Genomic DNA, 14,823 nt, shown 5'->3' with positions numbered 1-14,823 from the left:
GCACCCATGACCCGCGTGGCCGCCATCGACTGCGGTACCAACTCCATCCGTCTGCTCGTCGCCGATGCGGACCCGTCCACCGGTGAGCTCGTCGAGCTCGACCGGCGGATGGAGATCGTCCGCCTCGGGCAGGGCGTCGACCGCACCGGCCGGCTCGCGCCCGAGGCCCTCGAGCGGACCTTCGCCGCCTGCCGCCGGTACGCCGAGGTGATCAAGGAGCACGGCGCGCGGAAGATCCGCTTCGTCGCCACCTCCGCCTCCCGCGACGCGGAGAACAGGGACGAGTTCGTCCGCGGTGTGCTGGACATCCTGGGCGTCGAGCCCGAGGTGATCAGTGGTGACGAGGAGGCGGAGTTCTCCTTCATCGGCGCCACCAAGGAGCTGGCGGGCCGCGACCACTTCGAGAAGCCGTATCTCGTCGTGGACATCGGCGGCGGCTCCACCGAGTTCGTCGTCGGCGACGACCATGTGCGGGCCGCGCGCTCCGTGGACATAGGGTGCGTCCGGATGACCGAGCGGCACCTCGTGCACGACGGCGTCGTGAGCGATCCGCCGACCCTCGATGAGATCACCGCGATCCGCGCCGACATCGACGCGGCCCTCGACCTCGCCGAGGAGAGCGTCCCGCTCACCGGGGCCGCCACCCTCGTCGGCCTGGCCGGGACGGTCACCACGGTCGCGGCGATCGCCCTGGGGCTCGACGCGTACGACTCCGAGGCGATCCACCACTCCCGGATCTCCCTCGACCAGGTCCATGAGATCACCGGACGCCTCCTCGCCTCCACTCACGCCGAGCGTGCCGCGATCGGCGCGATGCATCCGGGGCGGGTCGACGTGATCACCTCCGGGGCGCTGATCCTGCTCGCCGTGATGAAGCGGACCGGGGCCCGTGAAGTCGTCGTCAGCGAGCACGACATCCTCGACGGAATCGGCTGGTCGGTCGCGTAGGGTCTCTCGTTTGGATCATGCCGGGCTCGCGTGCCCCGGCACCGCACCTCGCCGCGTTGTCGTCAGCCTTCCCCAAGCGCTCGGCTCCGCTCGAGCAGGGGAGACCCCATTGGCTCCGCCATGGCTCCTTCCTCCGCCTTGCGATGCACGGCACCGGACCCCGCTCCCTGATCCGGCCTGATCCAAACGAAAGGCCCCAGGGCCTGCCCGCGCGGCGACCGTGAGCGGCCGTGCACACCGGCCTCCCGCAGGGTGCCGAAACGGCGCTCATGCGCATTCCGGCCTGCACCTCTGAGCTGGTGTGGGCCACCCGAGGGGGGCTCCGCGAGACACGTCGCGACGAAGTTCGTGAACTTCTTCACAAGGAATTCGGCCCCGTGGAGGGCAGTTCTGGTCCGTACAGGCATCCAGGGCCGCTCGCGGGGTCGTTCCGTGCCGGTACGGGATTGTTCCGGGCACGTTGCCGGCGTGTGGACAGGGGCGGTGGTTCACCCGGTCCGGAGGCTCAAGGGCCAGCTCACAGGCGGTGGGCAACGTTCGCCGCCACGCCGTGGTTCCCCTCCGGGGCCATGACCTCGGTCACGTGGGCGGCGAAGTGTAGCAGAGGGTGGGGGAGACCTTGTGAAGGGGCTCACGAGGCCGCCCCCCGAGGGGGGTGGATACTCGATGGCATGAGCACCACGGAGCGTCCCAGGATCCTCGTAGTAGGCGGTGGGTACGTAGGCCTGTACGCAGCTCGGCGCATCCTGAAGAAGATGCGCTACGGCGAGGCGACCGTCACGGTCGTCGACCCCCGGTCGTACATGACCTACCAGCCCTTCCTCCCCGAAGCCGCCGCCGGCAGCATCTCGCCTCGGCATGTCGTCGTCCCGCTGCGACGCGTACTGCCGAAGGCCGAGGTTCTCACCGGTCGCGTCACGACCATCGATCAGGACCGTAAGGTCGCCACGGTCGCGCCGCTCGTCGGCGAGGCCTACGAGCTGCCCTTCGACTACCTGGTCATCGCGATGGGCGCGGTCTCCCGCACCTTCCCGATCCCCGGCCTCGCCGAGCAGGGCATCGGCATGAAGGGCATCGAGGAGGCCATCGGCCTGCGCAACCACGTCCTCGAGCAGCTGGACAAGGCCGACTCGACGACCGATGAGGACGTCCGCCGCAGGGCGTTGACGTTCGTCTTCGTGGGCGGCGGGTTCGCCGGTGCGGAGACCATCGGCGAGGTCGAGGACATGGCCCGCGACGCGGCGAAGTACTACACGAACGTGAAGCGCGAGGACATGCGCTTCATCCTCGTCGACGCCGCCGACAAGATCCTTCCCGAGGTCGGCCCGAAGCTGGGCACCTGGGGCCGGGAGCACCTTGAGTCCCGTGGTGTCGAGGTCTTCCTCTCGACCTCCATGGACTCCTGCGTCGACGGTCATGTCGTGCTGAAGAACGGCCTGGAGGTCGACTCCAACACGATCGTGTGGACGGCCGGTGTGAAGCCGAACCCGGCGCTGGCCCGTTTCGGTCTGCCGCTCGGTCCGCGCGGTCACGTGGACACCTCCGAGAAGCTCCAGGTGCAGGGCACCGACTACATCTGGGCCGCGGGCGACAACGCCCAGGTCCCGGACATGGTCGGCCGCCGGGCCGGCAACCCGAACGCCTGGTGCCCGCCGAACGCCCAGCACGCGCTGCGTCAGGCCAAGGTCCTCGGCGACAACGTCATCTCCGGGATGCGCGGCTTCCCGCAGAAGGAGTACAGCCACGCCAACAAGGGTGCGGTCGCCGGTCTGGGGCTGCACAAGGGCGTCGCGATGATCGTCATGGGCAAGATGAAGATCAAGCTCAAGGGACGTCTCGCCTGGTACATGCACCGTGGCTACCACGGCATGGCGATGCCGACCTGGAACCGTAAGATCCGGATCTTCGCCGACTGGACCCTCGGTATGTTCCTCAAGCGTGAGGTCGTCTCGCTCGGCGCCATGGAGACGCCGCGCGAGGAGTTCTACGAGGCCGCCAAGCCGGCCCCGGCACCGGCCGCCGCCAAGGCCGTGGGCGAGAAGGCCAAGGCCTCCTAGCCCACTCGCGGGCCCACTCGCCCGCGCAGTACGTGCACAACGCCCGAAGGGGCCGTCCGCCATCCGTGGTGCGGGCGGCCCCTTCGGCGTATCCACGCCCCCGGCCGAAGCGACCCAGGGATAAGTGCGCAGTACAGGTATTTTGCTTTCCGTTGCCCGGTAGCGGGATGGCGCGCGCTCCGCAGACTGTTGACGGGGATGTACCTCGCCGTGGCGTCGTGAGTACTCGGCGTGGTTGCAGGCATGTTTGGGCATGTTTGGGCACATTGGGAACACCATCACGGAGGTGTGCGCCATGGCAGACGCCGCATTGCGGCTGACCGCTCTCGCCGAGGAGTTGCTGGGAGAGAAGCTGCCGGTCCGTATCAGGGCCTGGGACGGCAGCGAATCAGGACCGCCCGGTGCCCCCGTCCTCGTCGTCCGGAACCGCCGCGCGCTGCGCAGGCTGCTCTGGAAGCCGGGTGAACTGGGCCTGGCCCGCGCATGGGTGGCGGGCGAACTCGATATCGAAGGCGATCTGTACGAGGCCCTGGACCTGATGGCCTCGCTGATCTGGGACCGTGGCGCGGAGGCCAAGGACAGCGTCCACCCGGTCCGCGACCCGAAGGTGCGGGCCTTCGCCGGAGGGCTGTTGCAGCTCGGCGGCCCCTGGCTCCCGCCGACCCCGCCGCCCGAGGAGGTACGGCGCCGCACCGGCACCCTCCACACCAAGCGGCGCGACAAGGAGGCCATCAGTCACCACTACGACGTGGGCAATGACTTCTACGAACTGGTCCTCGGCCCCTCCATGGTCTACTCCTGCGCCTACTGGGAGGACGACGGAAGCCTTGAGGACGCCCAACGCGACAAGCTCGACCTGGTCTGCCGCAAGCTCGCGCTGAAGGAGGGCGACCGGCTCCTCGACGTCGGCTGCGGCTGGGGCTCCATGGCCCTCCACGCGGCCCGCGAGTACGGCGCCCGGGTCACCGGAGTGACCCTCTCCGTCGAACAGGCCGCCTACGCCAGGAAGCGCATCGCGGACGAGGGCCTGACCGACCGGATCGAGATCCGGGTCCAGGACTACCGGGACGTAAGGGACGGCCCGTACGACGCCATCTCGTCCATCGGCATGGCGGAACACGTCGGCTCGGTCCGCTTCCGCGAGTACGCGGACGACCTCTACGCACTCCTCGAGCCCGGCGGCCGGCTGCTCAACCACCAGATCGCCCGCCGCCCCGAGAAGGACGAGTCCGCGTACCACGTGGACGAGTTCATCGACGCCTACGTCTTCCCGGACGGCGAACTGGCCCCGGTGGGCCGGACCGTGACCACCCTCGAAGAAGCCGGCTTCGAGGCCCGTGACGTCGAGTCGATCCGCGAACACTACGCACTGACCCTGCGCAGCTGGGTCGCCAACCTGGAGAAGCACTGGGACCGAGCGGTCCGGATGACCTCGCCCGGACGGGCCAGGGTATGGCGCCTCTACATGGCCGCCTCCGCCCTGTCCTTCGAGCACAACAAGATCGGTGTCAACCAGATCCTCGTGGTGCGCCCGGCGCAGGGCGGGGCCTCCCGCATGCCGCTGAGGGCCCGCGCCTGGGGGGCGTCGGCGACCGGCTGACACCGGGACGGGCCGGGGGCCGGTACGCGCAGCTCCGCACTGCGCGTACCGGCCCCCGGCCGTACCGTCCCGGCTCGCCGGGACGCCGCTACTCGGTCTTGATCGCCGTCAGCATGTTCAGCTTCGCGGCGCTGCGGGCCGGCCAGAGCGAGGCCAGCACGCCGACCAGTGCGGCGAGCACCAGGAAGATTCCGATCCGGTCCCACGGGATGACGAGGGCGTAGTCCGGGATATCGGACTTCAGGGTCTGCCCGATCGCCCAGCCGAGGAACGTACCGAGCGCGACGCCGACCACCGCGCCGAAGAGCGAGATGACCACGGCCTCCAGCCGGATCATGCGCTTGACCCGGCGCCGGTCCAGGCCGATCGCCCGCAGCATGCCGATCTCCTGCTGGCGTTCGAAGACCGACATGGCCAGCGTGTTGACGACTCCGAGCACCGCGATGATCAGAGCCATCGCCAGCAGTCCGTACATGATGTTCAGGGCCTGGTTGATGAAGCCGCCGAACGTCTCCCTGATGTCCTTCTGGTCCATGACGGACATCGCCGGGTTGTCTCCCAGGGCGTCGATCAGGGCCTGCTCATTGGCCTTCGACGCGCCGCCGTCCGTCTTCAGCCAGATCTCGCGGATCTCCGGGCGGCTCTGGTGCGCGTCCACGATGTTCTTGGGCATCAGGACCGGTGAGAGGAACTCGTTCTCCTCGTAGACCGCGCCGACCTTCAGGGTGCCCTTCTTGTCGTCCTCGTACGTCACCGGCAGGGTGTCGCCGGTCTTCCAGCCGTTCGACTTCGCGGTCTTGTCGCCGACGGCGATCTCGCCCTTGCCCAGCGAGTCCAGCGAACCGGAGACCGTGTTCACGGCGAAGACCTTCTGGACGTCGCCCGGCGTGACCCCGGAGACCGACTGGTAGTCGCCCTTGACCGTTATGGAGGCGGCCTGCTGGGGGGAGACCGCGGTGACACCGGGGGCCTTCGCCAGGGCGGTGAGCGCCGACTCGTCGAGCGGGCTGCCGCTCGCCATCGAGACCATGTAGTCGGCCTTGATGTTGTCCGTCGTCGCCCGCTCGATCGCCTGGCCGAGAGTGACGCCCAGCACCGAGATGCCGGTGACCAGGGTGAGTCCGATCGCCAGCGCCGAGGCGGTGGCTCCGGTACGCCGCGGGTTGCGGACCGCGTTCTGCGCGGCCAGCTTGCCGGAGACCCCGAACAGCCGCTTCAGCAGGGGGCGGACCAGCGCGATCACCGGCCGCGACAGCAGCGGAATGAGCACGATCACACCGATCAGCGCGAGGAACGCGCCGAGGCCGACGAGCCAGCGGCCGTTGGTTCCGGCCTGGGCCGCACCGCCCACGATCGCTGCGGCGCCGAGCAGGGTGAGCACGCCACCGATCGAGTTGCGCAGTACCAGGGACTTGACGGTCGCCACCGCGTGGACGCTGCTCATGGCGGCAACCGGCGGGATCTTCGCGGCCCGGCGGGCGGGCAGCCAGGCGGCCAGCACGGTGATCAGCACACCGACGCCGAACGCGGCGGCGACCGCGGTGGGCGAGATGATCAGCGGACCGGCCGGGATCTTGCCGCCCATCAGGCTCATCGCGGAGCGCAGCCCGGTGGCGAGACCGAGGCCGAGCAGGAAACCGACGACCGACGCGATCACGCCGACCACCGCCGCCTCCAGGAGCACGGAGCGCTTGACCTGGCGGCGGGAGGCGCCGACGGCGCGCATCAGCGCCAGTTCCTTGGTGCGCTGGGCGACCAGCATGGTGAAGGTGTTGGCGATCAGGAAGATGCCCACGAAGAGGGCGATCGCCGCGAAGGCGAGCAGCATGGTGTTGAGGCTGCTGAGACCGTCCTCGATCTGCTTGGCCTGCTCATCGGCGAGGGCCGTGCCGGTCTTGGCCTCCGCGTTCTCGGGAAGCAGCGGCTTCACCGCGGCGAGCAGCTTCTCGTCCGAGGCGCCGGCCGCGGCGGAGAGGGTGGCGTCGCGGAACTCACCGGCCCTGAGGTACAGCTTCTGGGCGACCGGGGTGTCGAAGAGGACCAGGCTGCCGCCCGCGTTGACCGCGCCGTCCTCGGTGGTGAAGACACCGGAGAGGGTGTACTCCTTCACCGGCCCGTTCGTGGCGACCCGGACCCGGTCGCCGACGTGGTACTCGCCCTTCTTGGCAGTGTGCTCGTCGAGCGCGATCCGGTCGGCCGCGTCCGGACCCTTGCCGTCGACGAAGGTGTACGCGGAGTCCTTGCCGTCCTTGCCGGGGAAGAAGTTCGAGCCGGTGTTGGACCAGCCGTTGCCGATCAGCTTGCCGTCGGGGTCGGCGACCCCGGCGAAGCCGGAGACCCGGCCGGTGACGGTGTCCACGCCGTCCAGGCCCTGCATCTTCTTCAGGGTGGCGGCGGTGAGACCGGGCGTCTTGTCGTCGCGCTGGTCGGCATAGGTGGTGACGGCGACGGCGACGTCGTCGTAGCTCTTGGCCGACTGGTTACGGAAGGCGTTGCCGAGGGTGTCGGTGAAGACCAGGGTGCCGGATACGAAGGCCACGCCGAGCATCACGGCGAGCACGGTCATCAGCAGCCTGGCCTTGTGCGCGAGCACATTGCGCAGGGCGGTACGGAACATGTCTGTCAGTCCTGGGATGGGGAGGGGTTCCGGAGGAGGGCGCGGAGAAGACCGGGCGTCAGCTGGTGCGGCCCTTGGCGTCGAACGCCTTCATCCGGTCGAGGACCCCGTCCGCGGTGGGGTGCATCATCTGGTCGACGATCCGGCCGTCCGCGAGGAAGATGACCCGGTCGGCGTAGGAGGCCGCCGCCGGGTCGTGGGTCACCATCACCACGGTCTGCCCCAGCTCGCGCACCGAGTTGCGCAGGAAGCCGAGGACCTCGGCGCCGGAGCGGGAGTCCAGGTTCCCGGTCGGCTCGTCACCGAAGATGATCTCCGGCTGCGAGGCCAGGGCGCGGGCCACCGCGACGCGCTGCTGCTGGCCGCCGGAGAGTTCGGTCGGCCGGTGCGTCAGCCGGTCGGACAGGCCCACCATGTCGATGACCCGGCGCACCCACTCGGCGTCGGGCTTGCGGCCCGCGATGTCCATGGGGAGCGTGATGTTCTCCTGCGCCGTCAGGGTCGGCAGCAGGTTGAACGCCTGGAAGATGAAGCCGATCTTGTCCCTGCGGAGCTGGGTGAGCTGCTTGTCCTTGAGTGAGCCCAGCTCCGTCTCACCGATCCGCACCGAACCGCTGCTGAAGCTGTCCAGACCGGCCACGCAGTGCATCAGCGTGGACTTGCCGGAGCCGGACGGGCCCATGATCGCGGTGAACTCGCCCTGCGGGAAGTCCACGGAGACCCGGTCCAGGGCCGTGACCCTGGTCTCGCCCTCTCCATAGACCTTCGACAGATCCGTGGCGCGGGCAGCCACCGTGGTGACGCGGTGTGCGGTGGAAGTGGTGGTCACGGGAATCTCCTGATTCGGGGCTCCGGCCGAGGTCTCGTCCGGGGTGCGTTTCGGCTGCGACCGGTGAAGTCCGGTTGCCTGGGAACCTCTCCATCGTCGCCGCCGTACCGCCGCGGTTCGTCAGTCCCCATGCCCGTTCCCGGGGCCGTCTTGAGTCGCACCGAGGGGCCCCTGCGTCCTCCTCCGGTATGACACCGACCCTGAGGGCGTGCGCCCGACCGGGTGGTGCGCCCTTGGCGATCACTGGCGCGCGCCTGGCGAATACGCCTGAGGAATGCGCCGTCCGGGTGCGGCGACTTTACGTCAATCCGGATTGCCGGCCGCCGCGCGCGCTACCCCGCCCAGGCATGTGACGATGCCCCCTCGCGAGTGCTGACGACCCCTCAAACGGTCAATAAAATAAGACAACATCGCGCCACTGATCCGCTGATCGGAGGAAGTCCCCGGATAGGGTCATGTGCCAACGCGGAGCCGCGCGCCAGGCCCGGATGGTGGAATGCAGACACGGCGAGCTTAAACCTCGCTGCCCCTCGGGGGCGTACCGGTTCGAGTCCGGTTCCGGGCACCACCTCGCGCGCACGGCGGCCGAGTGGGCAGAGTGCCGTACGGCGGCCCTGCCGACCGACCGGGGTTGTCGCGGCGCGGGGGCCGATCCCGTGGGGCCCCGTATTGACGAACCGTCATCAGCAGCGCAGCTCGCATTCTGCGAACCGGCCGTGTTGCGGCGGGCGAATCGGGTCGCCGCGCGCCGGGAGGGCTCCGGCGTGTACTACTCCCTGGCCCTTGCGCGGGTGGCGGAGCTCTTCAAGGTTGCCAGGACCATTCCGTCCCGGGTCCTGGCCGGCCGGCCAGGACGAACTGCCGGCCGATCTGCGTGCCACCGACCCGGACAGGCCGTGAGCGGGTGGCCGCCGGGCGGGGAGGACGGTCACCCATCCGGTCCCCAAAGATCCTCCCCAAGCACTAGTCTGATTCTTTTGCCTACCCATTACTCTTGTGGGAAGGCCGCGCACGGTGGCCATGGAGGAGTGAGATGAGGAGCAGCAACCCGGTCTTCTCGCGACGGGGCTTCAGCCGCGACAACGGATATGCGGGCTTCAACGCGGCGCCGCAGGCCGGGGCCCCCGTAGCGGGCGCCAACCCGTATGCGCAGGGCACCGCCGCCAACCCGTACGCCACCAACCCCTACGCCCAGCAGGACACCCAGTACGGCGTTCCGCAGGCACCGGCGCGCTCCGGTGCGATGACGATCGACGACGTGGTCACGCGCACCGCGATCACGCTGGGCACCGTGGTGCTCGGCGCCGTGTTCGCCTGGGCCCTGCTGCCGGTCGACGCGGCCAACCTCGGCAAGTCCTACGGCATCGCGATCGGCGCCGCCCTGGTGGCGTTCGTCCTGTCGCTCGTCCAGTCCTTCAAGCGCAGGCCGTCCCCGGCGCTGATCGTGTCGTACGCGGCCTTCGAGGGCGTCTTCCTCGGAGTGATCTCCAGCGCGGTCAGTACGTACATCGGGCCGGGCGTCGTGATGCAGGCGGTGATGGGCACCATGTGTGTCTTCGCCGGTGTGCTTCTCGCGTACAAGATGCGCTGGATCCGCGTCACCCGCCGCTTCTACGGCTTCGTGATGGCCGCTGCCATGGGCTTCATGCTCCTGATGGTGGTCAACCTGCTGTTCGCCGTCTTCGGCGGCGGCGACGGCCTGGGCTTCCGCAGCGGCGGCCTCGGCATCCTCTTCGGCGTCATCGGGATCATCCTCGGCGCGTGCTTCCTGGCCCTGGACTTCAAGCAGGTCGAGGACGGCATCGCCTACGGCGCCCCCCGCGAGGAGTCCTGGCTGGCGGCCTTCGGCCTGACCATGACCCTGGTCTGGATCTACCTGGAGATGCTGCGTCTGCTCTCCATCCTCAGCGGCGACGACTGACGCGCGGCCCCGCGCCGGGAACGGAGCGGGAAACGGAGCGGCCCGCAGGCACATGTGCCTGCGGGCCGCTCCGTTTCCCGCTCACTTGCCTAGAGCAGCTTGCGCGCGGCCCTTCTGAGGTCGTACTCGTGAATGAGCGCCTTCGCGTGTCCATAGGCGAGGCCGTGTTCGCTCCGCAGCCAGCTGACCTTCTCCTCGAAGCGGAGAGCGGGGCCTTCCTCGACGGTGCGGAGCCAGTCGGAGACTTCACGACCGGTGCAGCGGGGGATTCGGGAGAGCAGATTGCGATGGGTCTCTTCGGAGAAGACTTGGGACATCGGCGCCTCCGACGCATTGCGCGTTGCTGGTCCTTCCCGACACCGTGCCCGAGCATCGGCCCGTTGGCAACCATCCAGGGAGGGCGCGTAGGGTCGCGGAGTGCTCGATACGACCCCGCTGATCACCGCCGTGGACCGATTCGCCGACCGGCTGCGTGCCGCCCCGCAGAGCCGTCTGCAGCGCGGAGCGGCTGCCGAAGGTCTGGCCACGGCCAGGGAATTGGCGCTGCGCGCCCAGCGCATCGAGGCGCCGGACCGGGAGCCGCGGATCATGCCGGACGCCGGGATCTTCGCGATCGGCGACCAACTCGCCGTAGCGGGGCGTGACTTGGCGGTGGCACTGGAAACGGCCCCGTCGGCCGAGCTGGACGAGGCCGTGCAATTCGTGACGGAGGCGGCTGCGCGGGCGTTCGCGTAGCGGCGGCGGGCGGTGACGCGGGGGCGGTGGCCGGCGGGAGAGCCGCTCCGCCCGGATGCCGCGGGGGCTGGAACGCGGGGCTAGAACGAGGCGATGACGCGGTCGGCGAGGATGTAGACGTTCTCCTTGCCGCAGGAGAAGGTCAGGGCGTACGCACCGGAGACGCCGGAACCGCCCAGCAGCACCGGGTGCTCACCCGCGAGCAGCGCCTCGGCCAGGCGCTCGGCCGTCTCGCGGTGACCGGGCGTCATGCAGAGCGTGGTGCCGTCGGCGAAGACATACACATCGAGGGTGCCGAGCGGGCCGGGGCGCACGTCGGCGAGTTCCGTACGGCTGTCGGCGAGCTCTTCGAGGCGGTTCACGGTGCGCTCGTGATCGGTGACGACCGGGGTCTGCACGGGTACGAAGTCGGGGTGCGAAGGGTGGCGGCGACGGGCCGCGGCCAGCTCGGGGGAGTCCTCGGCGAAATCCGCCGTCTCGGGCAGCTCGGTCACGTCCGCCAGCTCGACCAGTTCCGTCAGCTCTTCGAGCGCCTCGGTGGCGTCGAAGTCCATCGCCTCCAGACCCGCGAAGTCGGCCTGGCGCGGCAGGAAGAACGGTGCCTCCTCGCCGATCCCGGTCAGACCGCCCAGCAGGGACGGGGCGTCGGCGGCATCGCGCGCTTCCTGGGTGGCCCAGAAGGCACGGGCCTCGGCGAGCTCGCGCTCCCGCTCCTCGGCGAGCGCTTCGGCGACGGCCGCGCGTATCTCGTCGGCCGGGGTGGCTTCGTTGCGGCTCTGCGCGGGCACGGCGGCGCCGCCGACGCGGGTCGTTGCCAGTTCCGTACGAAGGGCGGTGATCTGCTTGCGCAGCCCGTGAGCAGCGTACAGAGCGGCGACGCCCACGACCGTGGCAGCGGCGGTGGTCAGCAACAGGGCAAGAGGCATGGCGCTCACTGACATACTCCCGGTTTCAATCGATCCCCCGACTTCCTACCTCAGCTTGTCCTCTACCTGTGCCTGGTGTCAGTGCATTACGTCACGAATTGGACAGGTCTTTGGGCCCGGTGTTTAACCCTGGTGCTGGTGTGACCTGCGGGAATGACTCTCCCCCAGGACATAGGTCACATCCTGGGGGAGATTCGGTCACGGCGGGGGCTCGGAACCGGCAATGTCGCTGGCGGAAGAGGCCAGCTCAGTGGTTCCGGGCGTCGATCGGCTCACCGTCGGTACCTCAGGCGACCCCTACCGTTCCTGAGCAGTGAGCGGGGGTGAGTCCGCGCACTGGCACGCCCCGAACGGTCTTGGGCGCACTGGTCGTCCGCTTTCGCATCCCGATCGGCGACACGGATCCTGTCCGTGGTCCGAACTGGGCGGGCGGAGTCCCTCACGACCTGGCCATGTGGGTGCGGCCAGAGGCGACGGGGAGGCCCTGAACCATCACGCTGGTGGAGCAGGGGCCCCGCACGCTGGCACCGCACCCGGCGTCCCAGATCGCACGGCGACGTTACCCTGGCCGCCCCAGCACCTCGCAAGCCCGGAAGCCGACCATCACACGATCGAGTTAGATCGACCTCGGGCGCCCTCCTTGGCGAGCAGTTGCCAATCCTCCGCTCCAGCTCAGCTCAGCCGCTCGATGACCATCGCCATGCCCTGGCCGCCGCCCACGCACATGGTCTCCAGGCCGAACTGCTTGTCGTGGAACTGCAGGCTGTTGATCAGCGTGCCGGTGATCCGGGCTCCGGTCATGCCGAAGGGGTGGCCGACGGCGATGGCGCCACCGTTGACGTTCACCTTCTCCAGCGGCAGGCCGAGGTCGCGGTAGGAGGGGATCACCTGGGCGGCGAACGCCTCGTTGATCTCGGCCAGGTCGATGTCGTCGATGGTCAGCCCGGCCCGCTTCAGCGCCTGCTTGCTGGCCTCCACCGGTCCGTACCCCATGATCTCGGGGGAGAGGCCGGAGACACCGGTCGAGACGATCCGGGCCAGCGGCGTCAGGCCCAGCTCGCGCGCCTTGGTGTCGGACATGATCACGAGTGCGGCGGCGCCGTCGTTGAGCGGGCAGCAGTTGCCCGCGGTGACCAGGCCGTCCGGGCGGAAGACCGGCTTCAGGCCCTGCACGCCCTCCAGGGTGACGCCCGCGCGCGGGCCGTCGTCCTTCGAGACGACCGTGCCTTCCGGGGTGGTGACCGGGGTGATCTCACGCTCCCAGAAGCCGTTCTTGATGGCTTCCTCGGCGAGGTTCTGCGAGCGGACGCCGAATTCGTCCATGTCCTGGCGGGTGACGCCCTTGAACCGGGCCAGGTTCTCCGCGGTCTGCCCCATCGCGATGTACGCGTCCGGGGCGAGACCGTCCTCGCGCGGGTCGTGCCAGTCGGCGCCCTCCTGCTCGGCGCGGGCCGCGGTGCGGGCCTCGGCGTCGGCGAACAGCGGGTTGTGCGTGTCCGGCAGGCTGTCGGAGTTGCCCTTCACGAAACGGGACACCATCTCGACACCGGCCGAGATGAAGACGTCGCCCTCGCCGGCCTTGATGGCGTGCAGCGCCATCCGGCTGGTCTGGAGGGAGGACGAGCAGTAGCGGGTGACCGTACAGCCGGGAAGGTGGTCCATTCCCATCTGTACGGCGATGATGCGGCCCAGGTTGTTGCCCTGCTCGCCGCCGGGGAGGCCGCAGCCGAGCATCAGGTCGTCGATGTCCTTCGGGTCCAGCTCGGGAACCTTGGCCAGTGCGGTCTGGATGATCGTGGCGGTCAGGTCGTCCGCACGCAGATCCTTCAGCGAACCCTTGAAGGCCCGGCCGATGGGGGAACGGGCAGCAGAGACGATCACGGCTTCGGGCATCACGCGGCTCCATGAGGGCTGGAAGGCGGGTTCTGGCAGGTGCTGACTTGGAAGCTACCTGTACGTAGCTGCCGGGTCACCGGACAGCGCATGTGACGCCGACCTCTTTTCTAAGCGACCGCTCAGCCGGTCAATTGGCGGGGAGGTTGCGCGACTCCCCGTGCGGCCCGCCGTGCGGTTCCTCGGGCGGCTCCTGGCGCGGCTCCGGGTGCGGCTCCGCGTGCGGCTCCCCGTACGGTTCGGAGAGCGTCGCAGGTTCCGTCTCCGGGTGCGGCTGAGGCTCCGTGGCCGCGGGCAGGCGCCGCCGCCTGCGGTGCTTGAGGAGCGCCCAGGGCGCCCGGGCCGCCGTGACCTCCGTACCGGCCTCCCTGGCCGCCTGGGAGGCCGCCTCGGCCACCGGCAGCATGTCCTCGCGCCGGGCCCCGTCCAGCCGGTCGGACTCCGGCCACAGCCCCAGTACCGCACAGAGCGTGGGCAGGACCGCCATTGCCGCAGTGGCGTACCCCTCCGCCGACGGGTGGTAGTTGTCCGGCCCGAACAGCTCCCGCGGATTCGCCTCGAACTCCGGCCCCAGCAGGTCGCCCAGCGACACCGTGCGCCCGCCCTGCTCCACCGAGCCGATCGTCTGGGCCGCCGCCAGCTGCCGGCTCACCCGCCGGGCCAGCCAGCGCAGCGGCTGGTAGACCGGCTCGATCGTGCCGAGATCCGGGCACGTGCCGACCACCACCTCCGCGCCCGCCGTACGCAGCCTGCGCACCGCGGTGGTCAGACAGCGCACGGACTGGGTGGCGGGCATCCGGTGCGTGACATCGTTCGCCCCGATCATGATCACGCAGACGTCGGGCGTATGGGACGGATCGGCGAGCAGCAGCGAGACCTGCCTTTCCAGGTCGTCCGACCGGGCACCCGGCTGCGCCACATTGCGCAGATCCACCGGCCGCTCGGACACCGCCGCCAGCCCCGAGGCGAGCAGCGCCCCCGGCGTCTGCCCGGCCCGGCGCACCCCCTGTCCGGCCGCCGTCGAGTCACCCAGCAATCCCAGCCGCAACGGCTCGGCCGGGGCGGCGAACGCCACCCCGTACCGCCCGTCCGCGCTCGGCGGAACCGGTGCGATACCGCCGCCCACGTGCCGTTTCGCCAGCTGGACCTCCGCCAGCAGTACGCCCACCGCCGCCGCGCCGAGCAGCCCGATGCTGCCGCCGCCGTAGGCCGCACCCGCCGCGATCCGCCGTGCCACCCTTGCCCTCGACACAGTCCGGTCCACCTCCTCGTTGCCGTACCGCCGTACCTACAGCTA

11 protein-coding genes and 1 tRNA gene are annotated in these 14,823 nt (G+C 69.7%); 6 read left to right on the top strand and 6 right to left on the bottom strand.

Features of this window, described 5'->3' with window-relative positions:
- The first annotated feature begins 6 nt into the window (after positions 1-6).
- The 3 genes from ACZ7L9_RS29290 (at position 7) to ACZ7L9_RS29280 (ending at position 4,605) form a co-directional block, all read left to right on the top strand.
- Positions 7-948, top strand: coding sequence for a Ppx/GppA phosphatase family protein (locus ACZ7L9_RS29290; RefSeq protein WP_471419810.1), 942 nt, complete (start codon positions 7-9; stop codon positions 946-948).
- 671 nt (positions 949-1,619) lie between these two features.
- Positions 1,620-3,005: an NAD(P)/FAD-dependent oxidoreductase gene (locus tag ACZ7L9_RS29285; protein ID WP_471419807.1), complete on the top strand. Its 1,386-nt coding sequence runs from the start codon at positions 1,620-1,622 to the stop codon at positions 3,003-3,005.
- Positions 3,006-3,300: 295 nt separating this feature from the next.
- On the top strand, positions 3,301-4,605 hold the full coding sequence (locus ACZ7L9_RS29280; RefSeq protein WP_471419805.1) for a class I SAM-dependent methyltransferase: 1,305 nt from the start codon (positions 3,301-3,303) through the stop codon (positions 4,603-4,605).
- A gap of 88 nt (positions 4,606-4,693) precedes the next feature.
- Here ACZ7L9_RS29280 and ACZ7L9_RS29275 read toward each other — a convergent pair whose 3' ends face one another.
- Complete coding sequence (locus ACZ7L9_RS29275) at positions 4,694-7,222, bottom strand: ABC transporter permease (RefSeq protein ID WP_471419803.1); 2,529 nt, start codon at positions 7,220-7,222, stop codon at positions 4,694-4,696.
- 58 nt (positions 7,223-7,280) lie between these two features.
- Positions 7,281-8,051, bottom strand: a complete 771-nt coding sequence (locus ACZ7L9_RS29270) for an ABC transporter ATP-binding protein (protein WP_471419802.1) — start codon at positions 8,049-8,051, stop codon at positions 7,281-7,283.
- A 482-nt stretch (positions 8,052-8,533) separates the two neighbouring features.
- On the opposite strand from ACZ7L9_RS29270, the gene ACZ7L9_RS29265 reads away from it, so the two are divergent.
- A tRNA-Leu gene (locus tag ACZ7L9_RS29265) sits at positions 8,534-8,619 on the top strand.
- 465 nt (positions 8,620-9,084) lie between these two features.
- The gene (locus tag ACZ7L9_RS29260) at positions 9,085-9,972 is read left to right on the top strand and encodes a Bax inhibitor-1/YccA family protein (RefSeq protein WP_471419799.1); all 888 of its coding nucleotides are present in this window, start codon (positions 9,085-9,087) and stop codon (positions 9,970-9,972) included.
- 89 nt (positions 9,973-10,061) lie between these two features.
- Here the strand turns inward: ACZ7L9_RS29260 and ACZ7L9_RS29255 are convergent, their stop codons facing one another.
- Positions 10,062-10,289: a DUF4287 domain-containing protein gene (locus ACZ7L9_RS29255; RefSeq protein WP_471419797.1), complete on the bottom strand. Its 228-nt coding sequence runs from the start codon at positions 10,287-10,289 to the stop codon at positions 10,062-10,064.
- A 100-nt stretch (positions 10,290-10,389) separates the two neighbouring features.
- Between ACZ7L9_RS29255 and ACZ7L9_RS29250 the strand changes: the two genes are divergently transcribed.
- Positions 10,390-10,707, top strand: coding sequence for a hypothetical protein (locus ACZ7L9_RS29250; protein WP_383979803.1), 318 nt, complete (start codon positions 10,390-10,392; stop codon positions 10,705-10,707).
- An 80-nt stretch (positions 10,708-10,787) separates the two neighbouring features.
- Here ACZ7L9_RS29250 and ACZ7L9_RS29245 read toward each other — a convergent pair whose 3' ends face one another.
- The 3 genes from ACZ7L9_RS29245 to ACZ7L9_RS29235 all read right to left on the bottom strand — a co-directional run bounded on the left by ACZ7L9_RS29245 (position 10,788) and on the right by ACZ7L9_RS29235 (position 14,763).
- Positions 10,788-11,618: a hypothetical protein gene (locus tag ACZ7L9_RS29245; RefSeq protein WP_471419890.1), complete on the bottom strand. Its 831-nt coding sequence runs from the start codon at positions 11,616-11,618 to the stop codon at positions 10,788-10,790.
- A 687-nt stretch (positions 11,619-12,305) separates the two neighbouring features.
- Positions 12,306-13,526: an acetyl-CoA C-acetyltransferase gene (locus tag ACZ7L9_RS29240; protein WP_471419795.1), complete on the bottom strand. Its 1,221-nt coding sequence runs from the start codon at positions 13,524-13,526 to the stop codon at positions 12,306-12,308.
- Between the two features lie 130 nt (positions 13,527-13,656).
- Positions 13,657-14,763, bottom strand: coding sequence for an SGNH/GDSL hydrolase family protein (locus ACZ7L9_RS29235; RefSeq protein ID WP_471419889.1), 1,107 nt, complete (start codon positions 14,761-14,763; stop codon positions 13,657-13,659).
- Positions 14,764-14,823: the final 60 nt, after the last annotated feature.

This window comes from Streptomyces sp. NPDC111516, assembly GCF_055635345.1.
Note: the sequence above shows the minus strand (reverse complement) of the source record. Positions and strands in the feature narration are given on the sequence as shown.

Bases quoted from the DNA above. Each gene is read 5' to 3' on its own strand.
- ACZ7L9_RS29290 (WP_471419810.1), top strand. From the start codon at position 7: ATGACCCGCGTGGCCGCCATCGACTGCGGTACCAACTCCATCCGTCTG.
- ACZ7L9_RS29285 (WP_471419807.1), top strand. From the start codon at position 1,620: ATGAGCACCACGGAGCGTCCCAGGATCCTCGTAGTAGGCGGTGGGTAC.
- ACZ7L9_RS29280 (WP_471419805.1), top strand. From the start codon at position 3,301: ATGGCAGACGCCGCATTGCGGCTGACCGCTCTCGCCGAGGAGTTGCTG.
- ACZ7L9_RS29275 (WP_471419803.1), bottom strand. From the start codon at position 7,222: ATGTTCCGTACCGCCCTGCGCAATGTGCTCGCGCACAAGGCCAGGCTG.
- ACZ7L9_RS29260 (WP_471419799.1), top strand. From the start codon at position 9,085: ATGAGGAGCAGCAACCCGGTCTTCTCGCGACGGGGCTTCAGCCGCGAC.
- ACZ7L9_RS29255 (WP_471419797.1), bottom strand. From the start codon at position 10,289: ATGTCCCAAGTCTTCTCCGAAGAGACCCATCGCAATCTGCTCTCCCGA.
- ACZ7L9_RS29240 (WP_471419795.1), bottom strand. From the start codon at position 13,526: ATGCCCGAAGCCGTGATCGTCTCTGCTGCCCGTTCCCCCATCGGCCGG.